Here is a 13,498-nt window from a genome sequence, read left to right on the forward strand (position 1 = left end):
TGACACTTTAATAATATGAATGTTCACCACGTTCGTGTTCAGTCATATCTTTAACACCTTTAATTTCATCACACATCATTTCAATAAGTTGTTTTTCGATTCCATCTTTTACCGTTACATCAATTTGACTACAACCATTACAGCCGCCACCAAATTGTAGAACCGCGTAACCGTCATCGGTAATTTCCATCAAGGTACATTCACCGCCGTGACCAGCTAATTGAGGGTTTACTTCCGCTTTTAAAAAGTAATCAACACGTTCAAATAATGGAGCATCATCAGCTACTTTACGCAATTTTGCGTTGGGTGCTTTTAGAGTTAACTGAGAGCCCATTTGGTCAGTAGTAAAATCGATTTCTGCATCTTCTAAAAATGCTTTGCTGTCTGCGTCTACATAAGCTGAAAAATGTTCAAAAGGAATTTCGATATCTTCAGGTTCAACAGCATCTGCTGGGCAATATGACACACCACATTCGGCACTTGCAGTTCCTGGATTGACAACAAATACACGAATACTTGTGCCTTCGGCTTGTTGGGATAACAGCTTTTGAAAATGTTCTTGGGCTGTTTCTGAAATTGTGATCATAATGCGTTTCGCTCTAAACTTTTCAAAAATAAGAATAAGATTTTTGTGATACCTGACTAAATTAGTCAGGTATGTTTATTTTACTCTGCTACGTTAAGTTTCGCTAGTGATCATTTATGCTGCGGTTTATTTTTTATGAAAAAGAGTCTTTTTGTTGAAAAACGAGATAAAAAAGAGATAAATCGACAAGAATATAAGGGAGAATTACTGGCTGCCTATCTAAGAGTTTGTTATTTTGTTGCAATGAAACTCGTTTGGTTTAACTCAAGCAATAAGCTAGGAATCTCAAAAATGCATTTTCGTTTACTAATAATAACCTTATTATTAAGTTTGTTTAGCAAGTCTTTATTCGCTGCGGCGATTGAAAAATATTTACCAGAAAATCACAGCTACGATCAATCTATTATCAAGCCTGAAGCGGTGCTAGGTTTTGGATTAGGTGAACGACATATTCGTCATGACCAACTTGTGCAATACATGGAAGCGTTATCTAATGCTTCAAATAAAGTGGTCTTGACTGACATTGGTCGCACAACAGAAATGCGTAAACAAGTGTTATTAACACTTTCTCACCCTGACAATATTGCAAAATTACCTGAATTATTAGCTCGCCAAGATGTGGGTAAGCAGCCAGAAGATCCATTAGTGGTTTGGCTTGGGTATTCAGTGCATGGTGATGAAATCACTGGCAGTAACGCAGCGCTCGTTATTGCGTATCATTTAGCGGCCAGCCAAGAAGAGTCGGTAGCTAATATTCTTAAGAACACAGTGATTGTTTTAGAGCCAAGCATCAATCCTGATGGTATGGACCGTTTTGTTAATTGGGTAAATACTTATCGTGGCACAACCGCAAACCCTGATCCTAATCATATTGAACACCATCAACAATGGCGCACAGGTCGAACAAACCACTTTGGTTTTGATTTAAATCGTGATTGGTTATTACTTTCTCAAAAAGAGAGTCGCAATAGAATTAGGTATTTTCACCAATATCAACCGCATGTCTTAGGTGATTTTCATGAGATGGGCGCGAATAGTAGTTATTTTTTCCAACCCGGTATTCCAAGTAGAACGCATCCGTTAACGCCGAAGAAAACCACGGAATTAACCCAATTACTCGCTACATTTCATGCCAAAGCGTTAGACAAAGAAGATCGTTTATATTACAGCCAAGAAAGTTTTGACGATTTTTATTATGGTAAAGGTTCAACTTATCCTGACATTAATGGCGGTATCGGAATTTTATTCGAACAAGCCAGTAGTCGTGGCTTTCAACAAGACAGTATTAACGGTTTATTGACCTTCGAATATGGCATTAAAAATCATGTGTTAACATCGCTTTCCACCATTCAAGGTGCGTTTGAAAATAGCGATAAATTTAAAAATTATCGTAAAAGCTTTCATGAAGAATCAGAGCAACTGATCAAAAAAGACAAATTCAGTGGTTATTTAATCACTGAAGCGAAAGATAGCTATCGTTTAAATGTATTTTTAGAAAAGCTCATTGCGCATCAAATCAATGTAATGCCTTTAACCGAAGATTTTCGCTATGACGGAAAACTTTATAAAAAAGACCAGAGTTTTTATGTACCACTTGAGCAAAAACAATATCGCGTGATCCAAGCATTATTCAATCAAGGAACTGATTTTAAAGATAATACTTTTTATGATGTTTCTGGGTGGACAATGCCATTAGCCATGGATATTAATTTTTTAAAAGTAGGCCGTACTTGGGGATTAAGGCTTGCTAAAGAAGCATGGCAACCTGCTGAAAAAATTGCAATATCTATTGATAAAAATGCCTACGCTTATGCATTTGAATGGCATCACTTCTTGGCACCTAAGCTGTTAAATCAATTGTTAGCAAATGGCATCAATGCCAAAGTAGCGACGAAGACCTTTTCTTCAGTGATTGCTGGTAAAACGAAAAATTTTGCCACGGGTACTATTGTCATTCCTGCCGGTACTCAAACAACTAGCCAATGGCGCGATTTGTTAGAACGAGCGGCGAATGAAACTTCATTACCAATATTTAACATAGACACAGGCTTAACCATTAATGGTGTTGATGTTGGCTCAGGTTCAATAAAACCAGTAAACCCTGTCAAAGTTTTGCTCATTGGCGGTAAAGGTAGTTCACAATATGAAGCCGCTGAAATTCTTTATTACCTTGATGATATTTTAAATATTCCAGTGACTATCGTTGAAAGAAGCCGTTTATCTCGCGTTGATTTAGCACCATACAGCCATATTATTATGGTAGATGGTAACTATGGAGATATGGATAAAAATGTTACTAGCAATATTCAGTCTTGGGTTAAAAAGGGCGGGGTTATTTTCGGGCAAAAACGCGCGGCACAATGGTTATCTACAGTAGAATTGTTAAAGGCTGATTTTGTTGAAAAAGGCCACATTAATGATTTATTCGATACTGAAGAGCTGACCTATCAAGATAAAGAAAAATTATCAGCAAGAAAACGTATTGCTGGTGCTATTTTTGACACTAAACTTGATACTAGCCATCCGTTAGCTTATGGCTTTACTGATTCACAATTACCGTTATTTAGAAACAGTACCATCATTATGGAATCGGTTGAAACGCCTTTTATCACTGTTGCTGAATATACGCGAAGTCCATTAATGAGTGGTTATACCGATCAAAATTTAATTAATAAAATAGCGAGTAGCCCGGCAATTGTTGCACATAACCAAGGTAGAGGTCGTGTTATCGCAACGTCAGATGTCTTTGCTTTTAGAGGCTATTGGTTAGGAAGTGCCAAAGTGTTAGCGAATAGTTTATTTTTTGCCAAAGCGTTTAGTGCTTCAACGAAATAACTATAAACACAGTCGAAAATAGTAAATCTATTTATTTGGGGAGTGTAAATGCAACCGTTAATACGGTAATGTGTTTTACTCCCTTTAATTTCAGTAGTTTACATAATGCGTTTACTGTACTTCCTGTGGTGATCACATCATCTATTAAAATGATATTGCTTGGGAAAGTGTCTACCTCTTCTGAAATATCAAAGGCATTTTTTAATAATTTCCTTCGTAACTTACCACTTTGGCCTACTTGGCTTTCACTATAACTACTTCTTACTAACGCCGAATCTAAATAAGGTAATTTAGTTCGTTTGTTAAAAGCTGAAGCGATTAAATGCGCTTGATTAAACCCCCGCTGCTGCCATTTGTTCAGATGAATTGGCACTGAAAGTATTCCGCAATCATTATTTTCAAAATACTGCTCTCGCAATAGCTCGGTTAATAAAAAGGCGAAAAGATCTGCTAATTCAAAACGTTGTTGATATTTAAATTGCTTTAACCAATGATTAAAGGGTTCGGCATAGGGGGCAAGACAAAGTAATTGGTCGAAAGTCCGGTTAGGAAATAATTTATCGATGGCTGGCCAATTCAATAAGTTATGACCAAGGTGTTGATAAGTAAATAAGGGTAAATCAGCGTAGCAATGATGGCATAACAAAGGATGGATCAACTTGGCACCCTTACATAATTCACATTCACCCAATGCGTAGCGAGTGAGTTTTAAAAACTCAACTAAGTAATCATGTAGGTGCGAGAATAATTGTGTAGCAACCTTGTTATCCAATTCCATTTGTTTATCACTTTCTATACACTGACGCTTTTTAAATTATCTTCAATAAGTATGGCAACAATGTTGAAATTTACGAATAGTGGCGCTGGATTACCGTTAGTGTTTATACATGGCTGGGGGTTGAACTCTGGCGTTTGGCAACCAAGTGTTAAGTTGCTTGAACAATCATTTCGAGTCATTACTGTTGATCTACCCGGTTTTGGAACCAATGTTGATCATCAAATATCGCCATATACGATAACTAATATTGCTAAACATATTGCAGATATTATTGACGAACCCGCAATTGTGATTGGCTGGTCTTTAGGTGGCATAATTGCCACGGAACTTGCTTGTCAATTTCCCAAAAAAGTCATCGGTCTCGTTACTGTTGCGAGTACACCATGTTTTGTTGAGCAAGAAAATTGGCCGGGTATCAAGCCAGAAGTTTTAACTTTATTTCATCGCCAGCTTGAAGAAGATACTCAAAAAACTATCAATAATTTTTTGAAGATACAAGCCATGGGCAGTCCTCATTTACGTAACGATATAAAGCAGTTACGTGAATTGATTATGCAATATCCTATGCCGAATAAAACCACTTTAGATTTATCGTTACGCTTTTTAGAAGAAGAAGATCAACGCCAACAACTTAAACACATCACTCAACCATTTTTACGTATTTATGGCAAACTTGATGGTTTAGTACCTAAAGCCGTCATTGAAAAAGTAACATTGCTTGCGCCTGCAAGTGATGTCGTTATTTTTGAAAAAGCTTCTCACGCCCTTTTTATCAGTGAACTTGAGCATTTTGTTGATACGCTTTCTTCGTGGCTTAAACACCGAATTTTATCTGAATAGTCAGTTGGCAAAAACTTTACATTTGTACCGATTTGGTTAATAATTAAACACATTGATTTGCACTAAATATCCGTTGTAGCAATAAGTAATCAAAGAGCATTGCTCATCACTTATTAAAGATATTAAGGGGAAATATTATGAACATTCAATCTGCATTTAATTCTGGTGTCGAAGGTTTTCAAAAAGCCACTGAATCAGCGACTCAAGCGGCAAGTGATATAGCGCATATTGCCCATGATCATGCGGCAGAATTTCATGTCGATGATAATGATGTAACGGATGAAAAAAGCGCTTCAGACGATACGCCAAATTTGAATCAATCTCTCGTTGAATTGAAAGTTGCAGAACATCAAGCAAAAGCATCTGCACATGTTATTAAAACAGCCGATGAAGCATTAGGCACATTACTGGATGTCAGTATTTAAACGATGAATATTACGCCGCATACAACCGCTACCCCAATCCCTACGGTGGTTAATCCGCCCACGGATGCGTTGCGCCGTGAAAATAATCAAAGAGAAATCATCACAAAACCTGCTGCAGCACAACAATCAGCAGCTGAAAAAGGTGTTGCATCTGAACGTGATCGGGCAAAAACACCTGCGCAAAACAATGAACAAATAGACTTTGAAAACCTTCGTAAACAAGCTGAATTAACCAATAAAACTATTTCTGATGAAGAACATGGCTCTAAACACGAAGAAGATAAACATCAGCAGGCATTTTCTGACAATATTAAAGAAGGTCAAACGGCTGAAAACCAAGACGATAGTGAAAATGCTGATTACGAAAAGCAAGAGTCTTCTCGTGAAGAAATAGCTGAACAAAAAATAATTAATGAATTAGCCGATCGTGATAAAGAAGTGCGTGCACATGAGATGGCTCATGCTGCTGTTGGCGGGTCAACAACTGGCGCTCCATCGTACTCTTATGAAACAGGCCCTGATGGTAAAAAATATGTGGTTGACGGCGAAGTGTCAGTTGACCTATCAATAGTTGCAGGTGACCCACAAGCGACAATTAGTAAAATGCAAAAGGTTTATGCAGCAGCGTTAGCGCCTGCGCAACCTTCTGCGCAGGATTTACGAGTTGCTCGTTCAGCCACAAAAAATATTCTTGAGGCTCAATCTGAATTAGCCGGTTTAAATTCAGAAACTAACCGTTCTGATCAGGATGGCCCATCGAAACTCTCTGGTGTTGAAAGTAATCAAGAAGATGCTTTGCATAATCGTGAATCTGATGAATTTGATCAGGCGATGGAAAAAACTTTAAAAGGACAAGAGGCGGTTGCACCATCTCGTCCTGTCGATATTGATCAAAGAGCTTTACGCATAGAAAATTTTTATTCAAATATTAATAGAGCATACGAAAAACAACCTAGCTATCAATTTGAATTAACAGCATAAGCGCTCTTCAATTTACAACACCATGTAGATTCAATCATTGATGCAACAAAACGAAAAAACCTAAATTCTTACATGAATTTAGGTTTTTGTATTTTATACTAACAATTTGTCAGAACAGCTATAAGCGCTAAATATTAAATACCGTAGTCTTCTTGATATTGTTTGATAGTTGCTAAACTGTCTGCCATATCAGGTTGCTCTTCTAAATAGGCAATCAAGTCTGTTAATGTGACAATTGAGATGACTTTCGTGCCAAAATCACGCTCAACTTCTTGTATCGCCGAAAGCTCTCCTTTGCCTTTTTCTTGACGATCTAGCGCTATTAACACACCTGAAAGTTCAGCGCCGTGTGCCTGAATAATTTCCATAGACTCACGTATTGCCGTACCCGCAGTTATTACATCATCAACTAACATAATTTTACCTTCAAGGGGTGAACCGACTAAACTGCCACCTTCACCATGGGTTTTCGCTTCTTTACGGTTAAAACAATAAGGTAAATCTTTATTGTGATGATCAGCTAATGCTACAGCTGTTGTGGTGGCAATTGGGATCCCTTTATAAGCAGGCCCAAATAATAGGTCAAAATCAATGTTTGCGTCCATTAAAGCCGAAGCATAAAAACGACCTAAACGCGCTAAATCACCACCGGTATTAAACAAACCTGCATTAAAAAAGTAAGGACTAGTGCGTCCTGATTTTAAAGTGAATTCACCAAAACGTAATACTTGTTTATTTAAGGCGAATTCAATAAATTCACGTTGATAAGCTTTCATGTTTTGTCCTATTAATTTAACGCTGTTTTTTGCAGATCGAATAATTCGTTAATGGCGTGTTTAGCCAAAGTAAGCATTTCTTGCATTTCATCAAAGCTGAACGGCTCTTCTTCTGCTGTTCCTTGAATTTCAATTAATTTACCTGTGTCAGTCATCACAACATTCATATCGGTATCGGCTGCCGAGTCTTCTGGGTAATCTAAATCAGCAACTGGTTCACCTTTATAGATACCTACTGAAATAGCGGCAATCATATGTTTTAAAGGGTTTGTTTTGATAATGTCTTTAGCGCGCATGTAATTTAATGCATCAACTAACGCGACACAAGCACCTGTGATTGAAGCAGTTCTGGTGCCACCGTCAGCTTGAATAACGTCACAATCAACACTGATAGTATTTTCACCCAAGGCTTTTAAATCAACTGCAGCGCGTAACGCTCGTGCAATTAAACGTGAAATTTCTAATGTACGGCCACTTTGTTTGCCGCTTGCTGCTTCGCGTCGCATGCGAGTATGGGTAGAACGAGGTAACATGCCATATTCAGCGGTGACCCAACCTTTACCTTGACCTTTGAGAAAACGAGGAACACCTTCTTCAACTGAGGCAGTACAAATCACTTTGGTATCGCCAAATTCGATTAACACTGAACCTTCTGCGTGCGCAGTAAATTGACGAGTAATGGTAACTGGACGAATTTGCCCTAATGTTCTGCCGCTTGGACGCATGGTGTAACCCTTATAATAAAGACGAGAAATAAATTGCCGCTATTATACCGAAACCATTTCAAGATGCGAGTTTCACTATGATTGAACAAAGATTTTTATACTGAGCCCCATGGGCTTTTGCATAAATAAACTGTTAAATACTTTTAATGTTTAACGGTTTTAAAAAATGGTTTAATTTTTATATCTCTTAAGGCTTTTCAGCGAGTTTTTTAGGTAGTTCGATAATAAACATTGCGCCATCACTAGAAGAGTGACAGCTGAGTTTTCCTTGCATAAGATGAATAACAGAATTATGGGCAATATTTAGCCCTAACCCTAAACGGGTTTGCATACCTTTAGTGGTAAAAAATGGATCAAATATCTTTGATATTAAATCAGCGGCAATGCCGGGGCCGTTATCTTGATAGGCTATTTTTACGTGCTGATCAAAATTTTCAATGGTCATGGTGATTTTGACGTCATTTGTACTTGCTTCTTTATGATCGATGGTATTGATAACGAGTTGATTCAACACCTTAAATAGCACATCTGGGTAATTTACTATGTCGCAATCTTCACCTTTTACAGAATAATCAATGGGCGTGATTGACTGGTTCGCTAACAATTGTAGTTTATCGTTTAGAAAAGCTTTTAAGGTAAAATTACTTGAAACGGAACTACCTAATTCAGCCGAAATTAGTTTGAATCGGCGGATCATTTCATCTGCTTTTTGGGTATTACTTTGAGATAGGGTAATAGCGGCTTTGCTTTGCTCAACAAACATGTTCATATCTGACATCGATAATCTTTGCTCTTTAATTGAGTCTTCTAGCTCAACGAGTTTTTCTTGTTGAATTGAATTGGCAGTGACAATAATACCTAAAGGTGTATTTAATTGATGAGCCATTCCCGAGACAAGTGTGGTAAGTGCTGAGACTTTTTCCGCTTCGATTAATTGACTTTGTGTGGCTTCAAGATCATTTAATGCGCTATGCAATTTTTGATTTTTTTGACGAATGTAGTAAATGAAAATTAGCGTTGCGGTAATGATCAAAAAAGAAGTGACTAATAAGTATTGCGTTTGTTGCTGTGCATGTTCTTGTTCGGCAATGGCAATGGCTTTTTCTTGTCTGAGATTAGATACCTCAAGCTCTTTAGTTTTCAGTGCGGTAGTGGCTATTAAGTGTTGAAAGCTAATTTTGGCTTTTCTTTCTAAAATGTTTTTTTCAACAATTAATTCCTGCTCGGCGGCTTGTAATGCGAGTTGATATTTTTTTAGTGCTTGAAAGCTTTTCCTTAAACTTGATTGCGCCAGATAAAACGTTTGATCATGGCGCACTTGAAAAGCTTTATTGGCAATATTATTGAGTAGAGTTATAGCGAGTTGATGATTATTTTGGTCTTGATAGACAGCGGCTAATTCTAACTGTGCATTAAGCATTTCGATGGTATGAGTAAACTTTTCATGTATTACTATCGCTTGTGATAGGTGATTAATAGCATTATTAAATTGCTGTTTAATTCGATAAACCTTACCTAAATTGAAATGCGACCAAGCCGAATTTTGTTCATAATCATGTTGCTCTCTTATCTTCAATGACTGTGTAAACTGCGCAAATGCTTGCTCAATTTTATTTCGTTTCAGTGCTATTTCACCTAAGTTATTGAGAGCCGTTGCTTGGTAGCTTGGCATATTTTCTTTTATGCCGTATTGATAAAAATCTTCATAATTTTGCTGAGCTTCATCATATTTTTCTAAATTAAAGAGAATAAAACCAATATTATTTTTTGCCTGATAGATCATTGATTGATTTTCAATGCTTGAAGCAATCTCAAAACTTTTTTGATAATTCTCTAAGGCTAAATCATAGATTTCTAATTGATTAAATAGTCGACCTGAATAACTGAAATAATAATAATCAAGTAATGGCTCGCCGAGTTGGGTGGAAAGTTCACGGCAAATCAGCAAGGTTTTATGCGCGTCATCAGCTAAATTACTGGTAATTTCAAAGAGTGCTTGTGCGTAGGTTAATCGTAAAGTTTGACGAAGGGTTAGTTGAGGTTTTTTTTCTGCGAGTATTTGCTTCAATTGCTCAATAGCTGCAAGAGGTGATTTTTGCCTTAGTTCAAGTACTTCACTTCGTAATGTACTAAAAGCTTCATCAGACAAGGTTGATGATGATTGCATTCCATTACAAACTTTAGTTAACATCACTAATAAAACACCTGTATAAATGAGGAGTTTTAGCATAGTCAAATAGTGCATTAAGTTTCTAAAAAGAATAGGGCGTTATAGGGTGATTTGCAAGTAAAGCAATCGTTTTACATTCGATAAATCCGGATTGATTTTGCACAACAGTATGATTTCAGCATCAATTATTAGCAAATTTTCATGACGTATATTTATGTGTAGATAATAAGAACAAGCGTAAAAGGTAACGAGAAACAGAAAGCAATTGTGATCATTTTGAAAGATAGTTCGCGATCAAAAGGTCATCTTGTCAGGTAGGTGTAAACTATTGGCAGCCCTTAAACAATGAGAAGTAAATGAATCAGTTTTTAGTCGTAATAATTATTTGTAGTCTGTTTATTTTTGATAAAGCGTATGCTGAATCTTCCGCTGAGCTTTTTCCGGAAGCATTACCTGAATATAGCCGTATTTATGACGATCAACGTGACCCTTTTTCGGATGCAAAAGCAGCAATTCAATTAGCGAACAAAACCAATCGAAATATCTTAATAGAAATAGGCGGTAATTGGTGCACGTGGTGTCATAAAATGGATGCCTTTTTAGACAAAAATCCCGATATTTATCAAAAGCTTCATAACGAATATGTGTTATTAAAAGTAAATGTTAGCGACTCAAATGAAAATGAAGCGTTTATGAAGTCATTGCCGCCAACATTAGGCTATCCTCATATGTATGTTTCAACCGCAACCGGTAAAATGATGTTATCTAAAGATACCGCCGAGCTTTTATCAGACGGCAACTATTCTAGAGAAGCTTGGTTAAGCTTTCTTGAGCAATGGAACGTTGGCAATAATCATATTAATGTTAACCAAGGTAAGACAAATAAATGACTTCATTTTTTAATGAAAATTATCGAACACCTGTTTGGTTAAAGAAAAAGCTGTCTCGTCGCCATGTATTAAAGTCTGCCGCTGGCGCATCAGCCATTGCAGCGTTACCAGCAATGGCGTTTAATGCCACACCTACCAATGAAGCCTATCAATTGGCCTTGAGAGATACCGTGTGGCAAACGCTTGATGCGGTATTTAACCACTTGTTTCCTGTGTCTAAAACAGGGCCCAGTGCACAAGACATTCAAGCGACTTTTTATCTCTATCAACTTGTTCATAAACAGCCAACCGCTGAAGATGAAATAGACTTTATTTACCGCGGTGTCGGGTGGTTAAATGGCTTTACAAAAAAGAAACACAGCAAGTCTTTTATTGCCTTGAATATTGACGAAAAAGAGCAAACCCTTCGAGCCATTAGTCACTCTGAAGCCGGCCAAAATTGGCTAAACATGATGATTCTTAATTTATATGAAGCAATGCTGTCGCCACCAGCCTATGGTGGAAATCCTGATGGCATTGGTTGGAAATGGCTAAATCACCAAGCGGGCTTTCCATTACCGCCAACAGGAAAGCGATATTATGAATTACCTTTGGGAAACTTAACGGTTAGTAAGCAAGCGCAACGGATGGAAAGTAAATCACTCATCGCCAAATTTACCACGCATTCAAACAAAGGGAATAACAAAGCATGAGTTATGATATTTGTATTGTTGGCAGTGGTGCGGGTGCCTCGCCGGTTGCGTATACCTTAGCCAAAGCAGGCGCGAAAGTGCTCGTGCTAGAAAAAGGCCCTTGGTTAACAGAAAAAGAATTCTACAAAGACGAATTAGCGATAAGTTTACGGGATTCATACAATCCCAAGTTAGCTGATGAGCAACATGTCATTGAAGAAGAATACATACGTGATGACGGTTCAACATATTGGGATGGAGAACCAACGAGTGAGTCAGGTTGGAGCTTTTGGAATGGCACAGTAGTAGGCGGCTCTTCTAATTTTATGAGCGGCTATTTTCATCGTTTAAAACCAGTAGATTTTCGGCTGCGTTCAGCGTTCGGGGCAATTGAAGGAGCAAATATTGTTGATTGGCCAATAAGCTATGACGAACTTGAACCTTATTATGCCCAAGTTGAAAGCGAAGTTGGTGTATCAGGCAAAGTGGTGAAACATCCTCATCAAGAACCACGTTCAACCCAAGATTTTCCTTATCCTCCACTTGCTGAACACGCCGTTTCAACTTGGATAGATAAAGGGGCGCAGGCGTTAGGTTTTCATGCGATACCTGTGCCACGCGCGGTACTTTCACAACCAGCAATGGGAAGAAATAGCTGTGAATATTCAGGATATTGCAGTAGTTACGGTTGTTCAACAGGCGCGAAAGGGAGCGGTCGAGCGGCATTATTAAATCATGCTGTAGCCACGGGCAATTTAACTATTATTGCTAATGCTAAAGTTCATCATATTAACAGTAATGATCAAGGTGAAGTGACAGGTGTACAATATTATGATCGCCAAGGACGTAATCAGCAGGTAAAGGCTAAACTATATGTAGTTGCTTGCCAAGCTATTGAAACTTCTCGTTTATTACTATCTTCAAAGAGTGACTATTTTCCGCAAGGACTGGCAAATAATAATGGCCAAGTCGGTAAAAACCTTATCTTTAGTGCGGGTGGTACTGGCTCTGGCGATTTTTTCTTTGACGAAGTGACTAAACAACAACAAGCAGAGCTAAAACAAGTGGGGCCTTTTATCAATCGCGCATTACAAGATTGGTATCAAATTAATGATAAAACGTTTCAAGGTGCCAATAAAAACGGTAAAGCGAAAGGCGGCACAATTGACTTTTTGTTTCATCAAAACCCGATTGCTCGCGTTGGTGGTAGTCAGTGGAATGAGCATAACGAATTAGTTTGGGGAGAAGAACTCAAACAAAATATCTTTAACGAATTTACAACCTATAAAACGCTACGATTTGAAGTATTTAACGATTGGCTACCGACTGATAATTGTTTTGTTTCTTTAGATGAAGAAGTTACCGATAAATGGGGCGATCCTGTTGCTAAAGTGCGTGTTGGTAGCCATGCTCATGACCTTGAAGTAGGAGAGTATTTAGCTGAAAAAGGCGCTGCTTTATTAAAACAGCTAGGGGCTAAAAACATTTCAACCTCAGTTAGTAGTTCACCACCTACCAATTTAATGGCAGGCGGTTGTCGTTTTGGCAATGATCCTAAAACGTCCGTTCTCAATAAATATTGTCAAGCGCACGAAGTAAATAATCTTTATGTCACTGACGGTTCATTTATGCCAACAGGTGGCAGCGTTCCTTACACGTTCACTATTTATGCTAACGCTTTTCGAGTTGCTGAACATATTAAACAAAGGCTGCAATCTTAGTCTTAAGGTGTTGTTTTTTCTGAAATGAATGCTCCGAAGTTTAAGCAATATATTGAGCTCATTAAAAACATCAATTTGTGATACTTTTGTTAAGACTTTC

Annotated in this window: 12 protein-coding genes; 7 read left to right on the top strand and 5 right to left on the bottom strand. The window is 37.8% G+C overall.

Annotation, left to right across the window (positions count from 1 at the left end; genetic code table 11):
* Nucleotides 1-7 precede the first annotated feature (7 nt).
* Nucleotides 8-586 (bottom strand): Fe-S biogenesis protein NfuA, encoded by a 579-nt coding sequence (gene nfuA, locus Q4493_RS06380; RefSeq protein WP_303450451.1) that lies wholly within the window; start codon nt 584-586, stop codon nt 8-10.
* A 135-nt stretch (nt 587-721) separates the two neighbouring features.
* On the opposite strand from nfuA, the gene Q4493_RS06385 reads away from it, so the two are divergent.
* Nucleotides 722-3,421, top strand: coding sequence for a M14 family zinc carboxypeptidase (locus Q4493_RS06385; protein ID WP_303450453.1), 2,700 nt, complete (start codon nt 722-724; stop codon nt 3,419-3,421).
* A gap of 31 nt (nt 3,422-3,452) precedes the next feature.
* Here Q4493_RS06385 and Q4493_RS06390 read toward each other — a convergent pair whose 3' ends face one another.
* Entirely contained in the window at nt 3,453-4,199 is a 747-nt protein-coding gene (locus tag Q4493_RS06390) for a ComF family protein (protein WP_303450456.1), read from the bottom strand.
* Nucleotides 4,200-4,259: 60 nt separating this feature from the next.
* Between Q4493_RS06390 and bioH the strand changes: the two genes are divergently transcribed.
* From bioH to Q4493_RS06405, 3 genes are all read left to right on the top strand, one after another.
* A complete protein-coding gene (gene bioH / locus Q4493_RS06395) occupies nt 4,260-5,039 on the top strand; it encodes a pimeloyl-ACP methyl ester esterase BioH (RefSeq protein WP_303450459.1) in 780 nt (259 codons plus the stop codon).
* A gap of 137 nt (nt 5,040-5,176) precedes the next feature.
* A complete protein-coding gene (locus tag Q4493_RS06400; RefSeq protein ID WP_303450461.1) occupies nt 5,177-5,464 on the top strand; it encodes a hypothetical protein in 288 nt (95 codons plus the stop codon).
* A 3-nt stretch (nt 5,465-5,467) separates the two neighbouring features.
* Nucleotides 5,468-6,445 (top strand): putative metalloprotease CJM1_0395 family protein, encoded by a 978-nt coding sequence (locus Q4493_RS06405; RefSeq protein WP_303450464.1) that lies wholly within the window; start codon nt 5,468-5,470, stop codon nt 6,443-6,445.
* A gap of 134 nt (nt 6,446-6,579) precedes the next feature.
* On the opposite strand, the gene pyrE is transcribed toward Q4493_RS06405, so the two are convergent.
* The 3 genes from pyrE to Q4493_RS06420 all read right to left on the bottom strand — a co-directional run bounded on the left by pyrE (nt 6,580) and on the right by Q4493_RS06420 (nt 10,191).
* On the bottom strand, nt 6,580-7,221 hold the full coding sequence (gene pyrE / locus Q4493_RS06410; protein WP_303450467.1) for an orotate phosphoribosyltransferase: 642 nt from the start codon (nt 7,219-7,221) through the stop codon (nt 6,580-6,582).
* 11 nt (nt 7,222-7,232) lie between these two features.
* A complete protein-coding gene (gene rph, locus Q4493_RS06415; RefSeq protein WP_303450470.1) occupies nt 7,233-7,946 on the bottom strand; it encodes a ribonuclease PH in 714 nt (237 codons plus the stop codon).
* Nucleotides 7,947-8,133: 187 nt separating this feature from the next.
* Nucleotides 8,134-10,191, bottom strand: a complete 2,058-nt coding sequence (locus Q4493_RS06420) for a tetratricopeptide repeat-containing sensor histidine kinase (protein WP_303450473.1) — start codon at nt 10,189-10,191, stop codon at nt 8,134-8,136.
* Between the two features lie 281 nt (nt 10,192-10,472).
* On the opposite strand from Q4493_RS06420, the gene Q4493_RS06425 reads away from it, so the two are divergent.
* From Q4493_RS06425 to Q4493_RS06435, 3 genes are read left to right on the top strand one after another with little or no spacing between them, the layout of a single operon-like run.
* A complete protein-coding gene (locus Q4493_RS06425; protein WP_303450476.1) occupies nt 10,473-11,006 on the top strand; it encodes a thioredoxin family protein in 534 nt (177 codons plus the stop codon).
* Nucleotides 11,003-11,698 (top strand): gluconate 2-dehydrogenase subunit 3 family protein, encoded by a 696-nt coding sequence (locus Q4493_RS06430; protein WP_303450478.1) that lies wholly within the window; start codon nt 11,003-11,005, stop codon nt 11,696-11,698. Before Q4493_RS06425 ends, Q4493_RS06430 begins: the two co-directional genes overlap by 4 nt.
* Complete coding sequence (locus tag Q4493_RS06435) at nt 11,695-13,398, top strand: GMC family oxidoreductase (protein ID WP_303450480.1); 1,704 nt, start codon at nt 11,695-11,697, stop codon at nt 13,396-13,398. Before Q4493_RS06430 ends, Q4493_RS06435 begins: the two co-directional genes overlap by 4 nt.
* The last annotated feature ends 100 nt before the right edge of the window (nt 13,399-13,498 follow it).

The sequence above is a fragment of the Colwellia sp. 1_MG-2023 genome, assembly GCF_030546755.1.
Lineage (GTDB): Bacteria > Pseudomonadota > Gammaproteobacteria > Enterobacterales > Alteromonadaceae > Thalassotalea_H.

Coding starts and splice junctions, on each gene's coding strand:
- nfuA (WP_303450451.1), bottom strand. CDS start 586: ATGATCACAATTTCAGAAACAGCCCAAGAACATTTTCAAAAGCTGTTA.
- Q4493_RS06385 (WP_303450453.1), top strand. CDS start 722: ATGAAAAAGAGTCTTTTTGTTGAAAAACGAGATAAAAAAGAGATAAAT.
- Q4493_RS06390 (WP_303450456.1), bottom strand. CDS start 4,199: ATGGAATTGGATAACAAGGTTGCTACACAATTATTCTCGCACCTACAT.
- bioH (WP_303450459.1), top strand. CDS start 4,260: ATGTTGAAATTTACGAATAGTGGCGCTGGATTACCGTTAGTGTTTATA.
- Q4493_RS06400 (WP_303450461.1), top strand. CDS start 5,177: ATGAACATTCAATCTGCATTTAATTCTGGTGTCGAAGGTTTTCAAAAA.
- Q4493_RS06405 (WP_303450464.1), top strand. CDS start 5,468: ATGAATATTACGCCGCATACAACCGCTACCCCAATCCCTACGGTGGTT.
- pyrE (WP_303450467.1), bottom strand. CDS start 7,221: ATGAAAGCTTATCAACGTGAATTTATTGAATTCGCCTTAAATAAACAA.
- rph (WP_303450470.1), bottom strand. CDS start 7,946: ATGCGTCCAAGCGGCAGAACATTAGGGCAAATTCGTCCAGTTACCATT.
- Q4493_RS06420 (WP_303450473.1), bottom strand. CDS start 10,191: ATGCACTATTTGACTATGCTAAAACTCCTCATTTATACAGGTGTTTTA.
- Q4493_RS06425 (WP_303450476.1), top strand. CDS start 10,473: ATGAATCAGTTTTTAGTCGTAATAATTATTTGTAGTCTGTTTATTTTT.
- Q4493_RS06430 (WP_303450478.1), top strand. CDS start 11,003: ATGACTTCATTTTTTAATGAAAATTATCGAACACCTGTTTGGTTAAAG.
- Q4493_RS06435 (WP_303450480.1), top strand. CDS start 11,695: ATGAGTTATGATATTTGTATTGTTGGCAGTGGTGCGGGTGCCTCGCCG.